The organism is Sandaracinaceae bacterium, assembly GCA_020633055.1.
Classification (GTDB): domain Bacteria; phylum Myxococcota_A; class Polyangia; order Polyangiales; family Houyiibacteriaceae; genus JADJJE01.
Genome location: JACKEJ010000014.1, coordinates 170,463 through 187,974 on the forward strand (window position 1 = coordinate 170,463; position 17,512 = coordinate 187,974).

Annotated in this window: 17 protein-coding genes; 16 read left to right on the plus strand and 1 reads right to left on the minus strand. The window is 66.1% G+C overall.

Annotated features, from left to right (window positions below):
• The first annotated feature begins 15 nt into the window (after positions 1-15).
• Entirely contained in the window at positions 16-1,497 is a 1,482-nt protein-coding gene (locus tag H6726_29720) for an ankyrin repeat domain-containing protein (GenBank protein ID MCB9661856.1), read from the plus strand.
• A gap of 72 nt (positions 1,498-1,569) precedes the next feature.
• Here the strand turns inward: H6726_29720 and H6726_29725 are convergent, their stop codons facing one another.
• Positions 1,570-3,177 carry a hypothetical protein gene (locus tag H6726_29725; protein MCB9661857.1) on the minus strand — a complete coding sequence of 536 codons (1,608 nt, stop codon included), beginning with the start codon at positions 3,175-3,177 and terminating at the stop codon, positions 1,570-1,572.
• Positions 3,178-3,288: 111 nt separating this feature from the next.
• Between H6726_29725 and H6726_29730 the strand changes: the two genes are divergently transcribed.
• The 15 genes from H6726_29730 (at position 3,289) to H6726_29800 (ending at position 17,424) form a co-directional block, all read left to right on the plus strand.
• Positions 3,289-4,374, plus strand: coding sequence for a hypothetical protein (locus H6726_29730; GenBank protein ID MCB9661858.1), 1,086 nt, complete (start codon positions 3,289-3,291; stop codon positions 4,372-4,374).
• 261 nt (positions 4,375-4,635) lie between these two features.
• A complete protein-coding gene (locus H6726_29735) occupies positions 4,636-7,593 on the plus strand; it encodes an RHS domain-containing protein (GenBank protein ID MCB9661859.1) in 2,958 nt (985 codons plus the stop codon).
• A gap of 10 nt (positions 7,594-7,603) precedes the next feature.
• Positions 7,604-8,026 (plus strand): hypothetical protein, encoded by a 423-nt coding sequence (locus H6726_29740; protein ID MCB9661860.1) that lies wholly within the window; start codon positions 7,604-7,606, stop codon positions 8,024-8,026.
• 50 nt (positions 8,027-8,076) lie between these two features.
• Entirely contained in the window at positions 8,077-8,700 is a 624-nt protein-coding gene (locus H6726_29745) for a hypothetical protein (protein ID MCB9661861.1), read from the plus strand.
• A 74-nt stretch (positions 8,701-8,774) separates the two neighbouring features.
• Complete coding sequence (locus H6726_29750) at positions 8,775-9,536, plus strand: transposase (GenBank protein MCB9661862.1); 762 nt, start codon at positions 8,775-8,777, stop codon at positions 9,534-9,536.
• Between the two features lie 409 nt (positions 9,537-9,945).
• Positions 9,946-10,191 (plus strand): transposase, encoded by a 246-nt coding sequence (locus tag H6726_29755; GenBank protein ID MCB9661863.1) that lies wholly within the window; start codon positions 9,946-9,948, stop codon positions 10,189-10,191.
• A 78-nt stretch (positions 10,192-10,269) separates the two neighbouring features.
• Complete coding sequence (locus H6726_29760; GenBank protein ID MCB9661864.1) at positions 10,270-10,512, plus strand: IS66 family insertion sequence element accessory protein TnpB; 243 nt, start codon at positions 10,270-10,272, stop codon at positions 10,510-10,512.
• Positions 10,513-10,516: 4 nt separating this feature from the next.
• The gene (locus tag H6726_29765) at positions 10,517-11,170 is read left to right on the plus strand and encodes a hypothetical protein (GenBank protein MCB9661865.1); all 654 of its coding nucleotides are present in this window, start codon (positions 10,517-10,519) and stop codon (positions 11,168-11,170) included.
• A gap of 184 nt (positions 11,171-11,354) precedes the next feature.
• Complete coding sequence (locus tag H6726_29770; protein MCB9661866.1) at positions 11,355-12,479, plus strand: IS66 family transposase; 1,125 nt, start codon at positions 11,355-11,357, stop codon at positions 12,477-12,479.
• Between the two features lie 540 nt (positions 12,480-13,019).
• Positions 13,020-13,391 (plus strand): hypothetical protein, encoded by a 372-nt coding sequence (locus tag H6726_29775; GenBank protein ID MCB9661867.1) that lies wholly within the window; start codon positions 13,020-13,022, stop codon positions 13,389-13,391.
• Between the two features lie 61 nt (positions 13,392-13,452).
• Positions 13,453-13,635, plus strand: coding sequence for a hypothetical protein (locus H6726_29780; GenBank protein ID MCB9661868.1), 183 nt, complete (start codon positions 13,453-13,455; stop codon positions 13,633-13,635).
• Positions 13,636-13,787: 152 nt separating this feature from the next.
• On the plus strand, positions 13,788-13,925 hold the full coding sequence (locus H6726_29785; GenBank protein MCB9661869.1) for a hypothetical protein: 138 nt from the start codon (positions 13,788-13,790) through the stop codon (positions 13,923-13,925).
• On the plus strand, positions 13,922-16,318 hold the full coding sequence (locus tag H6726_29790) for an RHS domain-containing protein (protein ID MCB9661870.1): 2,397 nt from the start codon (positions 13,922-13,924) through the stop codon (positions 16,316-16,318). Before H6726_29785 ends, H6726_29790 begins: the two co-directional genes overlap by 4 nt.
• A complete protein-coding gene (locus H6726_29795; protein MCB9661871.1) occupies positions 16,315-16,944 on the plus strand; it encodes a hypothetical protein in 630 nt (209 codons plus the stop codon). Before H6726_29790 ends, H6726_29795 begins: the two co-directional genes overlap by 4 nt.
• 138 nt (positions 16,945-17,082) lie before the next feature.
• Entirely contained in the window at positions 17,083-17,424 is a 342-nt protein-coding gene (locus H6726_29800; protein ID MCB9661872.1) for a hypothetical protein, read from the plus strand.
• The last annotated feature ends 88 nt before the right edge of the window (positions 17,425-17,512 follow it).

Consider the following 17,512-nt stretch of genomic DNA (forward strand, 5'->3'; position numbering starts at 1 on the left):
GATGGAAACCGCGACATGCCGATAATGTATCCACTTCGACTCGAGACGAACCGCTTTGCCGATGCAGCCGAAGTGTACGACGCCGTCTTTCTCGGCAAACATCGACTCGATGGCAGTCCTCTGGAGTACGCAGCGAACTTCAGTACTGCACTGCGCACCGACTTTATTCATACACCAGAGAATAGAGTCATCGTTTCACGTGACATTGCGGACGCCCTCGCTCAAGTCGGACCCGACGCTAAACGCACGGACGTGATACTCATAGACTCTGACATCGAAACGCGAAAGCCACGCCACGGTGCGCGGGTCTGCCATGACTTCGTAGCCATTCAGATTCCAAATCTGACCGACTCTCTCGACTATACGCGCGTCACTGCGACGCCTAAGACCGTTCACACCACAAAGCCGACGCCCGACCCTGTTCTGGCGTGCGACGACGACATGCCACCCCTCTTTTACTACGGACGCCGCAAGCTGCATGCGTCTGCGGCGGCGCGGCAGGTGTTCGAGAACGCCCGTGAGGTATCCGTTCTGGCGGGCTACGGTCGGAGACGGGACGAAGGTCGCACGCAGGAAATGCAGAAGGTGCTCGACACTAACGCTCCCAGCGACGGTCTTTCACTTTCAGATATCTCGCGAGTGGACGCTCATGGGTTCGACATGCTGTTTTACGCAGCCGAGGTTGGCAATGAAGCCTGGGCAGACGCTCTCATCGCAGCGGGTGCAAACGTCAATCGGCGCAACGCACGCGGAATGACTCCCTTGATGGTGGCAGCGTATCACGGACATGAACACGTGTTTGACCGGCTCACGAGCGTCGGTGCACAGCTCGAAGCGCAGGACCATGCCGGTTGGACTTCTGCTCAATGGAGCGCCTATTGCGGCCACGACGACCTCGCGGTCCGACTACGCAAGATCGTCGGCGCGAGCGACGTACCAGATGTGTTCAGTATTGCTGTCCGGCGTCCGTCGCGAACACTCCTCGCACGATTGGTCGAGACCGGTGAGTATGAAGGTGCGCTTACTTCAGCGTTGGGAGATGCGCACGAATCCTATCAAGCGGTCATTGGACGGAAAGAAGATTATACGGACATTGCTGCGGATTTGATTCGGTACGGCGCTAGTGTTCAATCTTCACTCATTCCATCGAGTGAGTTCTTGCGAATGGCCACGAGTTCGCCGCACCTAGAACTCCTTTCATGGTTGCTCGAGCATGGCGTTCCTGCTGACTCAGCAAGGCACCATGGAGAGACAGCGCTTGCCCGTCTTGCCGGGTGGCCGCCCGAGCTCTCTGCGAAGGCACACCCGGCCATGGTCCTACTTCTCCAGCATGGTGCCGACCCGAAGATCTCGGACAAGTACGGGAACTCGCCAATACACAATGCGCAGCGAGTGGTCGAACGAGCAAAGCAGGACCCCTACGCAAGCGCGGTCGAGATGGATGCGGCGGAGAGGAACCTTACACTTCTACTAGATCATTCCATAGAATATCTCTAACTCTCCAACACAACCGGCATGACACGCGCACTTCAAATCGCTGAAGACTACGGGGTGTGATCCATGGCCCGGTCAGGCAGCCAGTTGAAGGGGCTGCGCGCTGGGGTCGGATTCGGATGGCGCTGGCGCTGGCTTGAGTGTGCGCGTCGCGAAGGCGCCGACGAGTAGCGAGGAGATGTCGTCGTGTCGCCAGAACTCATCCCAGCGACCGCAGAGGCGGAGCATGCGCAGGTTGAAGACGGCCTGGGAGGTCTCTGGCAGGCAGCGGATGCCCGCCACCTTGAGGCGCGTCTGGCTGCCGGTGCGGTGCAAGGACTCCATGGCGCCGGAGCCGATTTGGTAGCCGCGCGGGCGCCACTGCTCGTAGTCGATGCGGTCAGCGTTGTGTTCGATCGCGTTGACCAGCCTGTCGTGTTCCTCCTTGGCGCGCTCCGGAACGACGCCTTCGGCAATGAGCTTCAGGAGTCGGTCGGCTGCGGGAGCGCGCCTACGTCGACGAGCATGAGGCGCATCGTCGGGAGGCATCGTCGGGTCGTCGATGGGCGCGGACGGGCGCTTGCGGTGGCCTCGGCGGGGCTTGGGCGTCCTCGGCTTCTTGCCGCGGCTCTTGCCGAAGAGGGCATCCAGCGCGCGTTGATAGAAGCGCTTGTTGGAAGCCGTGCCCGCCAGGAAGCGCGCGGTGGCGTACTTCGCGAGTGCCTCGAGCAGATGGTAGGCGTCGAGCATCACGACGGCCTTGGGGAAGAGGGGGACGATGCGCTCCTTGATCCACGGCGCACCGTCCGTCACCAGCACCACCTGCACGTTCAGCCCGTTCGCCATGCGGCCATCCGCTGGCACTCGGCCTGTGTCGCGGAGCCACTCGAAGGTCTCCTGGACCTTCTCGCAGTCGCCCCACGTGTACTCGCCTCCGAGGTGAACCGTCGCGCCGTTGTGCCGGTCGATGCACCACACGCGAACGCCGTTGGCCATCTTCCACTGCGCGTCCCAGGTGTCGTCCACGTAGCTGCGCAGCGCGTGCGCGTCGGTCGACGCGTACAGCAGTGGCCGGCCCGTCTTCGGGTCGCGCGTCGCACGGGTCAGCAGCAGCTCCTCGATGTCCTCCGCCGTTCGGTACGTCCACTCTCGGCTCACCAGGGCGCCCACCGTCACCATGTGGCGCGCGATGGTCGTGTCCTCGCGACACGCCGCGCCGTGCGTGAAGAACGACAGCGCCTCCTGCGCGTAGCGGAAGGGGTGATCGCTTCCGAGTCGGCTCTCCCACTCCAGCAGCAGCTCCGACGAGCGACAGTGCTTGAACAAGGGCAGCACTACCGCCTTGGCGGGTGTGTGGGTCACCGTCGCCGCCGCGCTTCGGTCTCGGTACGCGAACCACGGGAACGTTACTGGACCCAGCGTCGTGCTCAACGTGCCGTGGTAGTCGCGGTCGAGCCGCAACGTGACCTGCTTCGCGTCGAGACCGCGCTCCTCGACGTCTCGCTCCGTCGCGCGAGCACACATGCGGCTCAGCCCCGCAGACATCAGCGAGCGTCCGAACTCGATAGAGGTCTTCCACACGTGCTCTTCGAGCGCGCGGGCCGTAGCGCCGTCGTCCACCGCGCGGAGCATCGTCACAAGAGCTTGCTGGACAGCGGCGGTGGCCTCCTCCTTGACCGCCTGATCTTCCGGAGCGTACAACATCGGCTGGTGGCGCCTTCTGAGGCGTGGTGCCTCGGTGGGGTTACGAACGCCACCTCCTACCAACTCCCCCCGGTCACGTCGATCCCCTCAGACGGCCTCCGTGACCGGGTCATGAATCACGCCCAAGACTACGTCCGCGCTATCGCGAATGGTGACAAAACGACAGCAACTTCGCTTCTATACCGCAGTTCCCTGGAGAATCACCCGCTTTTGGCGGGGGCACAGTTGGAGAAGCGTCGGAAGATCGTTGGGGTGACTTGGCAAGACCGTGCGGAGCGTCTCGAGCAGGAGTTCGCAGAGGAGAGCGCGTTCTGGTCGCACGCTCGAATCGTCGATTCCACGACTAGGGTGGTAGAGCCTGGCGCCAGCGAAGAAGCCTACTTCCTCATCGAGCATCCTTCGACATCGGAGCCCGAATGGCGATGCATCGTCATGCGCATGGGCGATTCGGAGTGGCAGGTCGATGAGAAACAACGCACTCACACGGGGCGTATCGTTGCGTACATACCCGATGCTCCCTGTCTCTTCTCGGACGCCTGGTTGAAGGCGTATGAGGATTTGTTCTCAGGTCGCGCAGAGTCACGTGAACCTTCGGAGCTCGTGGTTCCGGTACGCGTATTTGCAAAGGAGCACGAGAGAGAGGTGCGTTTGTGCAACTACTCTGTGCTGAGTAACGAAGCGCGAGTGGTCGTGGAGAATCATGTTTCCGTTCTGGAGGTCGCGACGTCGCTGAACAAAGACGTTGGCGTTCGGCTGGCACAGATCGCAGCATTTGGCAGAGTTCTGCTTACGTTTGCGGAGTTGGGTGCTCCCGTGGTCTATCTTCCGACCACCAACGTGATGGTCGAGAGCGCCCAACTCCGTTGTTTTCTCGCGCGACGCGACGCGGCGGCGGACGAGTTGGGTGCCGTGTGGGTGTCGTTTCAGAACGACGGCGAGCAGTACTATACTCGTGGCATGAGCATATTCGGATTCTCCGAGATTGAAGTTCCGATCGAGGACGACTTGGAAGGCGCTCGTGATCTTTGCGCGAACATCGCGATCTACTGTCTTCAATCAATGACAGGCGTTCGGCCAGGCGACACGCTCGGGTCCTCGGGTGGACCTACGCTATGCGCACGGCACGGTCGTCGAGGGCCGAGCGACAACGAAACATATGGGATTCACGGGTCTGTTCGCATTGAACGAAGTCGTTAGAACACGCGTGAGCGGCGCGGCGGCAACGATGCGATGTCCGCACGACGGTGCGCCGCGTCACAACCTCCCCACGCCCCGACCGCGCACTGACCCTGCGTCGCTCGCGCCAGCGCTGCGCTCCCAACGCATGTCGGCCACTGCCCGCTTTGACAACTGAAGAGGTCTGACGCCGGCCCGTTCCCGCCGACGATCGGGCGGATGCGGGCCCACCTTGTAAACGGGCCGACCTGGTCCGCACCGTTCGCGTGGGACGCCGGCTACATGACCCGCAAGGTCAACCGGCGCGGGCACGCCTTCGAGTACGCGTACGACGGCGCCGGGCGTTGCACGCGGGCGCGCGGCGAGCACGGCGAGGTGGCGCTGCTGCTGACGTACCTGCCCACGAAGCAGTGCACGCTGGTGACGCACGAAGAGAACGGCGCGCAGTGGTGGTACCGGTACGAGCCCACGGGGACGCTGCTGGAGATTGAAGACCCGTACGGCGGCATCCGGTCGTTCCAGCTCGACGAGCGCGGGCAGCCGGTCGCGGAAGTGGACGCGACCGGACAGGTGTACCCGTACGTGCGCGACGCGGCGGGTGCGGTGCTCGGCAAGCGCGACCCCACGGGGCACGTGCGCCCGCTGGACGCGGCTCCGCACGAAGTGGCTGCGGCGCTCGAGTACGAAGGCCCCGAGGTGGCGCTCGAGTGGGAGCACGGCCGGCTGGTGCCGTTGGGCTTCGACGTGCCGTGGTCGGGCTCGTTGCCGCCGCAGGTGCCGGCCGCGGCGCGGGCCGCGCTGGCGGGGGCGGAGGTGGCGGGGGTCGAGCGGGAAGAGCGCGACGCGTTCGACACGCTGGTGCGCGTGGAGAAGTCGATGGGCGGCGAGGTGCTGCGGCGCACGTACCGCTACGACGGCACCGGGAACCTCGAGCGCTACACGGACTTCGACGGGGGCACGTGGGAGTACGTGTTCCGGGAGTGGACGGCGTGTGTCGAGGCGCACGACCCGCTGGGCGGGGTGACGCGCTTCGAGCGCAGCGGCTGGAACGACCTGCTGGGCGTGGTGGACCCCGGCGGCACCGAGAGCCGCTACGAGTACGACCTGAAGCGGCGGCTGGTGACGGTGCAGCGCCACGACAAGGTGCGCGAGCGCTACACGTACGACGCGGTGGACCGGCTGAGCGCGAAGCTGCGTGAGGACGGCACGCCGCTGGTGCAGTACACGCACGGCCCGGGCGCGTTGCTGAAGAAGCGCACCACGTGCGACGGGCAAGAAGAGACGTTCGAGCACGACGCGCGGGGGTACAAGACGCTCGCCGCGAACGCAGCCGGCGAGTGCCGCTTCGAGCACACGGCGGGGGGCCGTCGCAAGGCGGACCTGCGCGACGACGAGGGCGTGCGCGTGCGCTTCGCGGGCGAGCGCGTGCTGGGCATCCAGACGCTGGGCGTGGGGGTGCAGTACCACTACCCGAGCGGCGACACCGTGCTGGTGGTGGACCCGACGGACCGGGTGCACCGCGTGCAGCGGCTGGGCGCGGGCATCGTGCAGCGGGACCTGGCGAGCGGCGTGACGGAGGTCTCGCAGCACGACGGGCGCGGGCACTGCCTGAGCAAGACGCGCTTCCGCGGTGGGGCGGACCGCGTGGAGCGCCCGTGGACGCGGCGCTTCTGGCGCTCGGGTGAAGGAGACCTCCGAGCGCGGGAGGACTCGCTGCGCGGGACCACGCGCTACGCATACGACGCGGCGCACCGGCTCGCGACGGTCACGCACGCGGACGGCCGGGAAGAAGCGTACACGCACGACACAGCCGGCAACCTCCGCCAGAAGCCGGGCCTACGCGACGCGCACGTGGGCGGGCGCGACGACGGGCTGGTGCAGCTCGACCGCGGCAACCGGCTGTACCGCGCGAACGGGGACCGGTTCGAGTACGACGAGCGGGACCACGTCCGGTCGCGTTCGGGAACGTGGGGCAAGCTGGTCTACGAGCACGACGCGCTCGACCGCTTGCGGCGCATCTCGTTTGCGGCGGCAATGGCGGGGGAAGCGTACCCGCCCGGGCACCCTGCGTACGGGCTGGAGATACACCGCTACGGCGCGCCCGAGACGGTGTGGGAGGCGGACTACGACGCGCTCGGCAGGCGCACCGAGGTGCGTGCCTACGGTGTGGGCGCGGATGGCCAGCGCGTGTGCGAGCGCAGCCGCTTCTGGTGGTACGGGGACAGGCTCGCCGCGGAGGAAGGTCCGACGGGGTCACTGCGTGTGTATGTCTACATCGACGAGCGCGCGCTGGTGCCGTTCATGGCGGTGGACTACGCGTCGCGCGAAGAAGCCACCGAGCGCCCGGAGGACGGCGAGCGCTACTACTACTTCACCGACCACCGGGGCTGCCCCGAGCGGGTCGAAGACGACGATGGCGAGGTGGTCTGGGAGGCGACCGTGCATCCGTACGGCGAGTGCGAGGTGCACGTCGGCGCGGACTTCCACCAGCCACTGCGCTTTCCGGGGCACTACCACGACGCGACCACGGGCCTGCACTGCAACCGGTTTCGGTACTACTCGCCCGAGCTCGGTCGGTATCTCGAGAGTGACCCCGTCGGCATCCAGGGCGGGCTCAACCTGTACGGCTACTGCGCCGATGGGAACCCGCTGCGGGACGTGGACCTCCGTGGGCTTGCGTGCCCGGACGATTGTCCTCCTCAGGCGACGCCGGAGGGGGGCGCGGACAGCGAAGGAACGCTAACGGGTAACCGTCCCGGCGAAGTAGGGGGCTACGGCGAACTCACGGACGCACGAGCCAGTACCCGCCGCGGCGACGCGGAAATGGTCGCATTGGACATGGACCACATTCCCTCATTTCGCGCATGTCAGGGCGCGATGGAGGCTGTGCTCGGACGCCCGCTAGAGCCCCACGAGCTCAACGTTCTCCGTGATCACCTCAGTGCGGTGGCTACCCCGCGAGACGTTCATCGCGGGGACAGTCCGACCTACGGAGGGCGCAACCGCAGCCGGGAAGTGCCTGGCGGCGCACGGCTCCACGAGAGCGACTCTGGCGACCTTCGAACGGCGGCAGAGCGAGATCTGGGCGCTCACCGTGCCGCCATGGTAGAACGTGGTCATTCGACTGATGATGTTGACGCTTCAGTGAATTCACTTCGACAACGAAACGATGACATAGGAACCTACGACATGCCGCGGATGGCTCGCGATCTTGGTTTTATTGAAACGGACGATGACTAGGCAGAAACCCATGAACAAAGACGACATGCTCGATCTAGCACTCGAAGTCATTGGCACACCAGGAAAGTCTCCCAGGGCAGAGATGGCGCGTTCCACGTTTTCACCAAAGATTGATATATCCGAAGATAGAATCCACGAATCATACGACTCACTCGGCATGAGCATGATGACCGATCGCGACGAAGAGATGGTGATATCCATTTCATTCTACGGACGAAAGATGAATCGTTGGCAGGGTGAGCAATACACAGGCAATCTCCCGAAGGGGTTGGCATTCGGAATGCTACCCGCTGAAATACACTCCCTCCTCGGAGCACCTCTCCAGAGGGGTGTAAACTGGGAAAAGTGGGATTTCGGTGACTACACGCTCCGCACCGAGCACAATAGTAAGTGTGAAGGCCCGCTTCGCGTCGTGACGTTGGGGCTGAGCTAGGCACGATGCCGGTGTGCCTTCAAGCTCAACTGCTGTGGGAGCGTGATGGCATGCCATCGCTGAAGGCGCTCGTGCAGCACCTTGAGGAGACCGGGATCCCTGCGACCTTCGTCGCGCGGACTGCACATACGCGGCACAAGATAGAAACGTCATCTCTGGATGCGTTCAATCCCCGCACCCACGTGATTCGTCTGACGCGAGTTCTTGCGCCAGCCTACGAGCTGCAGGTCTCTCACTTTGACCTCGGCAATGTGGTGTTCACGACACGATCCGCCATGGTCGAGGCAGACCAGACGAGAGAGTGCGCCGAGAGTATGGAGATGCTCGCGCTGCGTACGGATGTCGAGTTCGCGTACATCCAACGAGACGACAGCGTTCCACCCCTTCTCGCGGATGTCTACTTGATGAAGGGGCCGTATCGGAGCGGCCAGACCACCATCTTGGGGCCACGGTTGCTGAAGGCCATCGGTGATGGCTCGGAAGCGGAAGGAGTGCGGCGTGTGAGGGCGCTTGGGGCAGAGAGCGTTGTCTCGAGTCCTCCCGCACTGCTGCTCCATCTGGACCACTCAGAGTGTGGCAGAAGGTTTGATTCTTTAGGGCTTTTTGGAACCTTGGATGCCAACGGTGGCGTCGTCGCAGCTGCGAACTGGGAACGCCTCCGACCCCCGAACTGACTCGCGCTGGTGCGCCGCGTCACAACCTCCCCCCGCTCCAACCGCGCAAAGTGCGCGCAGAATGCGCGCAAAGCATGAATCAAGGGGGTTCCTGTTTCGGCGAGCAGTGTGGACCGCGACCGCTCAGCCGTCGACCGCCTCCCCTCTCGGGGTCGTGCGGCCAGGTCCGCCGTAGCCTCCGCAGCTGGCCCGAGCCGGTTGAAAGGGACGCGCTCGGCACATGCTCAAGGACGAGCGTCGCGTGGTGGACGAGTTGGCGAGGAGGACGGCAGCATGAGCCCCTCACACCCGGCGCGGACGGCGACGGCCAACCAACAGCGGCTCGCGGCGGCGCGCTCTTCCACATCGACGCCGAGTCCAAGCGCGCAGGCGAGTCCTTCGCCAAACGCCACGAGCGACGACAAGCCGAGAGTCGACCGGCTTCGCTCGAACTCAGAGCATGGGTCGACCGACAACGACCCCTCGTCGAGCCTCGCTCCGAGCTCGGCAAGGCGCTCGGCTATCTCCATCGGCAGTGGGACCGCCTCATGCGCTTCCTCGACGACCCCCTCATCGAGCTCACCAACAACGAGGTCGAGCGCGACCTGAGAACCCACGTGCTCAACCGCAAGACCTGGTACTTCTGCGGCGACGACGAGAGCGCGCGCCGCATGGCCAACGCGCTCACCCTGATCGTCACCTGCCGCAAGCTCGGGATCTCGCCCCGCGCCTATCTCCGCGACGCGCTCACGCGCCTCCTCCGCGGCGACAAAGATCTCGACGCCATGATGCCCGACGCCTTCGCGCGGCGGTTGCGCGCTACCAAGCACGACGTCCCCGAAGATCTCGCCGCGTAGCGCCAGGCGACTGCGGCCGATCACGACACCGGCGCCCTGTCAACCAAGCGGGCGCCCCATTCGGACGTCCCTGACGGAGGGGATACGCTGCAGGCGAACGTCCTGATCGGCGGGGTACCCATCCCGAACTCGCTGGACATGGCCAAGGACCTGTTCAAGGCGGCGCGGCGCCTCGCTCGTGCGGTCGGTGGACGCGTGCGTCGTCGGCCGGGACACGGCCCAGACAGCCCGGAGCGGGCTGGCGGAGCACACACGTGTCCCCGGTGATGCGAGACCGCTTCGCCCTGGCGTCTCGCGCCTGGCGGCTCTCGCGGGAGACGCCGTGGACGTAATTACCGGCGGTATCCCCTCCGTGATCGACGTCTGAAAGGACCTGGACGATGGGCTGTGGGTGGGCTGACCTCAGCGGATGTCAAAGCAAGCAGGTTCGCAGGGTCGAGGTAGTTCAGGGCGAGGTGGCTGGCGGCGTTGGACGCCGGAGGATGGGGCGGACGCGGTCGCTCGGTGGCGCGCGTCTGGGCTGACGGCGAAGGAGTTCGCGGCGCAGGAGGGGGTGTCTGCGCAGCGGCTCCATCGGTGGTCGAAGCAGCAGGTCGACACGAGCTCGCCGCCATTATCGACACCGTCCCCCGAAGCCGCCGCAGGCCTGGGGTGAACAAGCGGTGCCGTTCGTGCGGGTCGCGACGCCGGCGGCGTCGGCGACGAAGCATCGGCACCCTGCGGGTGGAGCACCTTGGGGGTGTCGGTGGTGGTGCGGGAGGATCTCCCGGTGGCGCGGCTGGCGGACGTGGTGCACGCCCCTGCGCGCCAGGGGCGTCACGTTGCTGACGCTGCCACCGGGGTGCGGCTCTACCTGGCGACGGTGCCTGTGGACGGGCGCAAGGGTATCGACGGGCTCTCGAACGTGGTGCGGCACGCGTTCGGTGCGGACCCGTTGTCGGGCTCGATGTTCGTGTTCTTCTCGAAAGAGGCGTGACCGGGTGCGGGTGCTGTATTGGGACCGCGACGGGTACGTGCTGGTGACGAAGCGTCTGGAGGTGGGGCGGTACCGCCTGGAGGCTATGCGGAGGATCCCCACGCCCCGGTCGAGGTGGAGCCGCGGAGCTGCTCCCTGCTGCTGGAGGGCATCGACGTGTCGACGGCGCCGCGGCGACGTCGTTGGTCGCCGACGCCGGCTGGTGGCTGAAAAAGCGCAGAGGATTCTCGGCGCCGGGGATTTTGTCAGACGAGCCTTGTTTCTAAAGCTCGATGACGACAGCAGTGCCGCCCGTCGCCAGCGCCCTCTCGCCGGACCTCGTGAAGGTCCGAGTTCATGGTGGAGAGCCGTGGCGGCGGGCACGGTAGAAGCCGATGGTGGACGCCGTGATCCACCTCCTCGCCCGCATGCGCGACGTCAACCACGAGGCTCGTCCGCCGCGACATGGCGCGGCGACGCGCAAGCCACCATCGAGACGTCGCGGAGGCTGCAGCAGGAGCTGCTCTTCTCCATAGCGCCGGCGGCGAACGAGAACAGCACCGCCGAAGCCGACGAGGGCGAAGCAAAGCAAAGCGGCGAGCGAGCGACGGGGCGCCAGACGGCGCCGAGAACTCGGCCGCGCCGAACAGCGCAGCAGCCAAGGCTGCCGAGCTGCTGAGGCCCAAGCGCAGGCCCAAGAGCGCGACGAGCACGGCCGCGGTGAGCTGCCGCGCACCTCGAGCGTGTGCCGAACGAGTGTCTGGTCTCGGGCGCCGAGCGCACCTGCCCGCACTGCCACGTGGAGGCCGAGCGCGTGGCGTTTCGCGCGAGCAGGTGCTGGGCTCTCGCCCGCACGGTTCATCGTGCGACACGACCTGATCGAGACCGTCTCGTGCCCCGGGTGTCAGGAGTACATCGTGAGCGCAGGAGCGCCCGAGCATGATCGTCCCGCGCGGCCTGCTCGGTCCCGACCTCGTCGTGCAGGCCATGGTCGAGCACTACGGCGAGCGGTGTCGTACGTGAGCGGATGGGCAGCGCGCCGAAGAGCAGGGGTGCCGCTGCGCGCGAACACGCTCGCGCGAAACGTCAGCCGGCTGGTGGACCTCCTCGACCCCATCGTCGACGAGATCGCGCGGCGTGTAGGCCGCTCCACCGACCTCGCGCTCGACGCGACCAGTACGCGGGTGCTCGACCCCGCACACCCGCTCGGCATCCGCCACGCATCCCTCTGGTTGCTCACGGGCGACCACGAGTACGCGCTCTTTCGCTATGCGCCGAAGGCCGACGCGGAGGCGTTGATGAACGCGTTCAAGGACGTGGTCTTCGCGAACGTGCGCCTGACCTGTGACGCCTCCCCCACCATGAACTGCCTCGAGCGTGAGGGCGCCATCCGCGCGGGCTGCAACGCTCATGGCCGCCGCGGCCTCGTCGCCGCGCTGCGGGGCGGCGATCTCCGCGCCGCCGAGGGCATCGCCCTCTACGGCACGCTCTTCCACATCGACGCCGAGTCCAAGCGCGCGGGCGAGTCCTTCGCCAAACGCCACGAGCGACGACAAGCCGAGAGTCGACCGGCTTCGCTCGAACTCAGAGCATGGGTCGACCGACAACGACCCCTCGTCGAGCCTCGCTCCGAGCTCGGCAAGGCGCTCGGCTATCTCCACCGGCAGTGGGACCGCCTCATGCGCTTCCTCGACGACCCCCTCCTCGAGCTGACCAACAACGAGGTCGAGCGCGACCTCAGAACCCACGTGCTCAACCGCAAGACCTGGTACTTCTGCGGCGACGACGAGAGCGCGCGCCGCATGGCCAACGCGCTGACCCTGATCATCACTTGCCGCAAGCTCGGCATCTCGCCCCGCGCCTATCTCCGAGACGCGCTCAGGCGCCTCCTCCGCGGCGACAAAGATCTCGACGGCATGATGCCCGACGCCTTCGCGCAGCGGTTGCGTGCTGCCAAGCACGACGTCCCCGAAGATCTCGCCGCGTAGCGCCAGGCGACTGCGGCCGGTCACGACATCAGCGCCCTGTCAACCGAGCGGGCGCCCCATTCGGACGTCGCTGACGGAGGGGATACTAATTACCGGCGAGGTACGGGACAAGGCGATCGAGTTCTCGCTGCGCGGTCCTGCGCGCTTCGAGTGGCGGCGCTACTACGGCACGCTCCACGTGAACGACCAGCGTGGCAACGGCTGGGGACACCGCCACGAGTTCGATCGACTGTTGCGCTTCGATCTGGACGGAGTGCGCTACGAGAGACCGGACGGCGTCGTCGTGGAGTTTGGTCACCTCGAACACGTCGGGGACCGCGACACCCGTCAGGGCCACGTGCTGGAGCGCGTGGGCGACGACCTGTATCAGGTGCGCACGGCCGGCGCGCCCGCGTACGAAAGTTCCGCCGCGGGGCTTCGGCCCCAAGCGGCGCGTGGCGCTGCTGACGCGGATGTACGAGGGGCTGCACGAGGCGCGCTTCGAGTACGACAGCCACGAGCGGCTGGTGGGCGTCGTGGACTACGCGGAGCGCACGCTGCGTGGCGTGGGACCGCGAGGGGCTGCTGCGCTCTGTGGTGTGGCTGACGCCCGAGGGACAGCGGCAGCTGCTGGTGTACGAGTACGACCGCTACGGGTTCTTGCTGGGCGGCAAGGACGCTTACGGCAAGGCGTTTGCGTTCAGCTACGACGACGCCGGCTACATGACCCGCAAAGGTCAACCGGCGCAGGCACGCCTTCAGTACGCGTACGACGGCGCCGGGCGTTGCACGCGGGCGCGCGGCGAGCACGGCGAGGTGGCGCTGCTGCTGACGTACCTGCCCACGAAGCGGTGCACGCTGGTGACGCACGAAGAGAACGGCGCGCAGTGGTGGTACCGGTACGAACCCACAGGGGACGCTGCTGGAGATTGAAGACCCGTACGGCGGCATCCGGTCGTTCCAGCTCGACGAGCGCGGGCAGCCGGTCGCGGAAGTGGACGCGACCGGACAGGTGTACCCGTACGTGCGCGACGCGGCGGGTGCGGTGCTCGGCAAGCGCGACCCACGGGGCACGTGCGCCCGCTGGACGCAGCTCCGCACGAAGTGGCTGCGGCGCTCGAGTACGAAGGCCCCGAGGTGGCGCTCGAGTGGGAGCACGGCCGGCTGGTGCCGTTAGGCTTCGACGTGCCGTGGTCGGGCTCGTTGCCGCCGCAGGTGCCAGCCGCAGCGCAGGGCCGCGCTGGCAGGTGCGGAGGTGGCGGGGGTCGAGCAGGAAGATCGCGACGCGTTCGACACGCTGGTGCGCGTGGAGAAGTCGATGGGGGCGAGGTGCTGCGGCGCACGTACCGCTACGACGGCACCGGGAACCTCGAGCGCTACACGGACTTCGACGGGGGCACGTGGGAGTACGTGTTCCGGGAGTGGACGGCGTGTGTGGAGGCGCACGACCCGCTGGGCGGGCGGTGACGCGCTTCGAGCGCAGCGGCTGGAACGACCTGCTGGGCGTGGTGGACCCCGGCGGCACCGAGAGCCGCTACGAGTACGACCTGAAGCGGCGGCTGGTGACGGTGCAGCGCCACGACAAGGTGCGCGAGCGCTACACGTACGACGCGGTGGACCGGCTGAGCGCGAAGCTGCGCGGGGACGGCACACCGCTCGTGCAGTACACGCACGGGCCGGGCGCGCTGCTGCAGAAGCGCGCGACGTGCGACGGGCAAGAAGAGACGTTCGAGCACGACGCGCGGGGGTACAAGACGCTCGCCGCGAACGCCGCGGGCGAGTGCCGCTTCGAGCACACGGCGGCCGGCCGTCGCAAGGCGGACCTGCGCGACGACGAGGGCGTGCGTGTGCGCTTCGCCGGCGAGCGCGTGCTGGGCATCCAGACGCTGGGTGTGGGGGTGCAGTACCACTACCCGAGCGGCGACACGGTGCTGGTGGTGGACCCGACGGACCGTGTGCACCGCGTGCAGCGGCTGGGCGCGGGCATCGTGCAGCGGGACCTGGCGAGCGGCGTGACGGAGGTTTCGCAGCACGACGGGCGCGGGCACTGCCTGAGCAAGACGCGCTTCCGCGGTGGGGCCGACAGCGTGGAGCGCCCGTGGACGCGGCGCTTCTGGCGCTCGGGTGAAGGAGACCTCCGAGCGCGGGAGGACTCGCTGCGCGGGACCACGCGCTACGCGTATGACGCGGCCCACCGGCTGAGCGCCGTGACGTACGCGGACGGCCGGGAAGACGGCTATGTGCATGACCCCGCCGGCAACCTCCGCCAGAAGCCGGGCCTACGCGACGCGCACGTGGGCGGGCGCGACGACGGGCTGGTGCAGCTGGACCGCGGCAACCGGCTCTACCGCGCGAACGGGGACCGGTTCGCGTACGACGAGCGGGACCATGTGTGTGCGCGGCAGGGGGCCTGGGGCAAGTTGGTCTACGAGCACGACGCGCTCGACCGCTTGAGGCGCATCTCGTTTGCGGCGGCGACGGCGGGGGAAGCGTACCCGCCCGGGCACCCGGCCTACGGGCTGGAGATACACCGCTACGGCGCGCCCGAGACGGTGTGGGAAGCGGACTACGACGCGCTCGGCCGGCGCACCGAGGTGCGCGCCTATGGACGCGACGCGGACGGCGCGCGGGTGTGCGAGCGCAGCCGGTTCTGGTGGTACGGGGACAGGCTGGCCGCGGAGGAAGGTCCGACGGGGTCACTGCGTGTGTATGTCTACATCGACGAGCGCGCGCTGGTGCCGTTCATGGCGGTGGACTACGCGTCGCGCGAGGAAGCCGCCGAGCGCCCAGAGGATGGCGAGCGCTACTACTACTTCACCGACCACCGGGGCTGCCCCGAGCGCGTGGAGGACGACGGCGGCGAGGTGGTGTGGGAAGCCACCGTGCATCCCTACGGCGAGTGCGAAGTGCACGTCGGCGCGGACTTCCACCAGCCGCTGCGCTTTCCGGGGCACTACCACGACGCGACCACCGGCCTGCACTGCAACCGGTTTCGGTACTACTCGCCCGAGCTCGGGAGGTACCTCGAGAGCGACCCGGTCGGCATCCAGGGCGGGCTCAACCTCTACGGCTACTGCGCCGATGGGAACCCACTGCGGGACGTGGACCTGCGTGGGCTCAACAAGCCCTGCCCTGGGAACTGTCCGCAGCAGGCCACGCCGGAGGAGGGGGCTGGCCGGGAGGGGACGGCAGACGATGGCGCACCCCAACGCACAACTCGCCAACGGAGCGCAAGCCCTGAAGCTCTCGCCGAGGCACGTGCCAAGGTTGCAGAAGCTCAAGCGATTCATGCAGACCTCCCTAGAAGTCTGCAGGCCAAGACTGTAGCGGCAAACGGAGGACCGCACCTTAGTGGGTACGACACCGAGTCTCAAGGAACCCGTACTGGCTTCTCCTCAGAGGGCAGAGACCCGCGGACCAATCTTGCGTACGAACAACAGATTGGGCATCAATCGCCAGCGAATGCATCCGTGGACCCACGGCAGACCCGACGAGGGACCATTGTAGGCGCGCAGGGAGACGGCGAGACGTTGCCCGGTGGCGCCGCAGCGACGCACGCCGAGCGACAATCGGTCGTTGGTCAGAACCACGCCGGAACGAACGACCCCATCGGAGTCTCTCGAGAACAATGTGGCGATTGCCGTAGTCAATTTCGACAGCACGCAACTAGCCCTGACCGCCCGCACTACCCGGCTCCCGTCATCGTCGCGGATCCTGCCCACACACGGGTCTACAACGCAGACGGGACCGTGGACGTCTACAGGCCTACTTCCGATGGAGGACACGAGCTTGTCCGAACCGTGCCATCCTCGGAGGCTCCCAGTGCCACTATTGTCAACTATGAAGGAATAGACTGGTGACAGAAGCTACGCGCGAACTACGTATGGCCCTGGATGCATGTGCCAAAGCTGTTGATGATGACGACGGCGCTCGAATGCCTTTCGCGCTCCGGCGAGCGATGCTGCGAGCACTAGGCCCTCAAGAGCTCGACGAAAGAGGATTCGGCACGGTGTTGGTTCCTGGCAAAGTGCGACGTCTTCAATTGGCTCTGAACGTGTGCCATAGGGTTGCGCCTCTGTGGTTCGCGGCGTTCGGCACGACAGTTGTTTCTGACCTTCTGGTGAGCGCCGAACGCTACATGCATGGAGAGATTGATCTCAGCACGGTGCGCGCTCGTACCAATTCGCTACAAGGTCAGTTGATGAATAGCCACCAAGGCCACGTCGAGGCATACCTCGCTGGACGTGCTGCAGCCGCGTGTGGGTGGGTGGCCGTTGGAGACGAACTCTTGGTGCCGGATGATGGGGTTTCTCAGGCCCAACTAGATGACCCAGACGACGACGCGCTTTGGGATCCGGCATTTTTCGCAGCCGGGGCAGAGGCTGGAGGGATGCCTTGGGAAGGCACACACAACACGTCCCGGTACCGAAACTTCTGGAGATGGTATCTCGAAGAGGCCGTTCCCACGTCCTTTTCAAGCGTCTAGTGTGCTGAATTGTGCCACGGTCCTCGGGTTCGATCCGAAGATGACCATGACACTTCATCTGACCAACGACAACGATACCGTATTTCCAGCCGAGCTTGGTCTGGCGCGCGTCCCGCCGTCCTTTCGTGGAGACTGGATGTGAAGCTAGATCTCAACGCGTACGACGAGTCTTTCTTCGAGGCCTTTCGAGCACTCGATGGACGGCTCCGAGTCAGCTATTGCTGCGCGGCTGGCGCGCGGTACCTCCCTCTCTACAAGGCATACCGTGTCGGTACTGACTGGAAGGCGCTCGAACCTGTGCTGAAAGAAGGAGAAGCGTTCGTGCGCGGAAAGAAGGCGAAGACGCCCAAGCGACTCTGGGACGGCGTCGGCGACCTTGTGTCGCACTACTACGAAGAAGGGCAACCGTTGCTCCTGTACGGTGTCTCCTCGGGTGTTGACGCTCACGCTATTCCACCGGGGATCTCTCACTTCGATTGACGGTTCCACCGCCTGAATCTCCCGGAGTGCGAGCCCATGTCCGCCAGGTGGACGGAATGCGAGAGGCCGGCTCGGTCGGGTGACCGTG

What these genes read in the sequence shown, in the direction of transcription:
- H6726_29720 (MCB9661856.1), top strand. Translation starts at nt 16, where the DNA reads ATGCCGATAATGTATCCACTTCGACTCGAGACGAACCGCTTTGCCGAT.
- H6726_29725 (MCB9661857.1), bottom strand. Translation starts at nt 3,177, where the DNA reads ATGTTGTACGCTCCGGAAGATCAGGCGGTCAAGGAGGAGGCCACCGCC.
- H6726_29730 (MCB9661858.1), top strand. Translation starts at nt 3,289, where the DNA reads ATGAATCACGCCCAAGACTACGTCCGCGCTATCGCGAATGGTGACAAA.
- H6726_29735 (MCB9661859.1), top strand. Translation starts at nt 4,636, where the DNA reads ATGACCCGCAAGGTCAACCGGCGCGGGCACGCCTTCGAGTACGCGTAC.
- H6726_29740 (MCB9661860.1), top strand. Translation starts at nt 7,604, where the DNA reads ATGAACAAAGACGACATGCTCGATCTAGCACTCGAAGTCATTGGCACA.
- H6726_29745 (MCB9661861.1), top strand. Translation starts at nt 8,077, where the DNA reads ATGCCATCGCTGAAGGCGCTCGTGCAGCACCTTGAGGAGACCGGGATC.
- H6726_29750 (MCB9661862.1), top strand. Translation starts at nt 8,775, where the DNA reads ATGAATCAAGGGGGTTCCTGTTTCGGCGAGCAGTGTGGACCGCGACCG.
- H6726_29755 (MCB9661863.1), top strand. Translation starts at nt 9,946, where the DNA reads ATGTCAAAGCAAGCAGGTTCGCAGGGTCGAGGTAGTTCAGGGCGAGGT.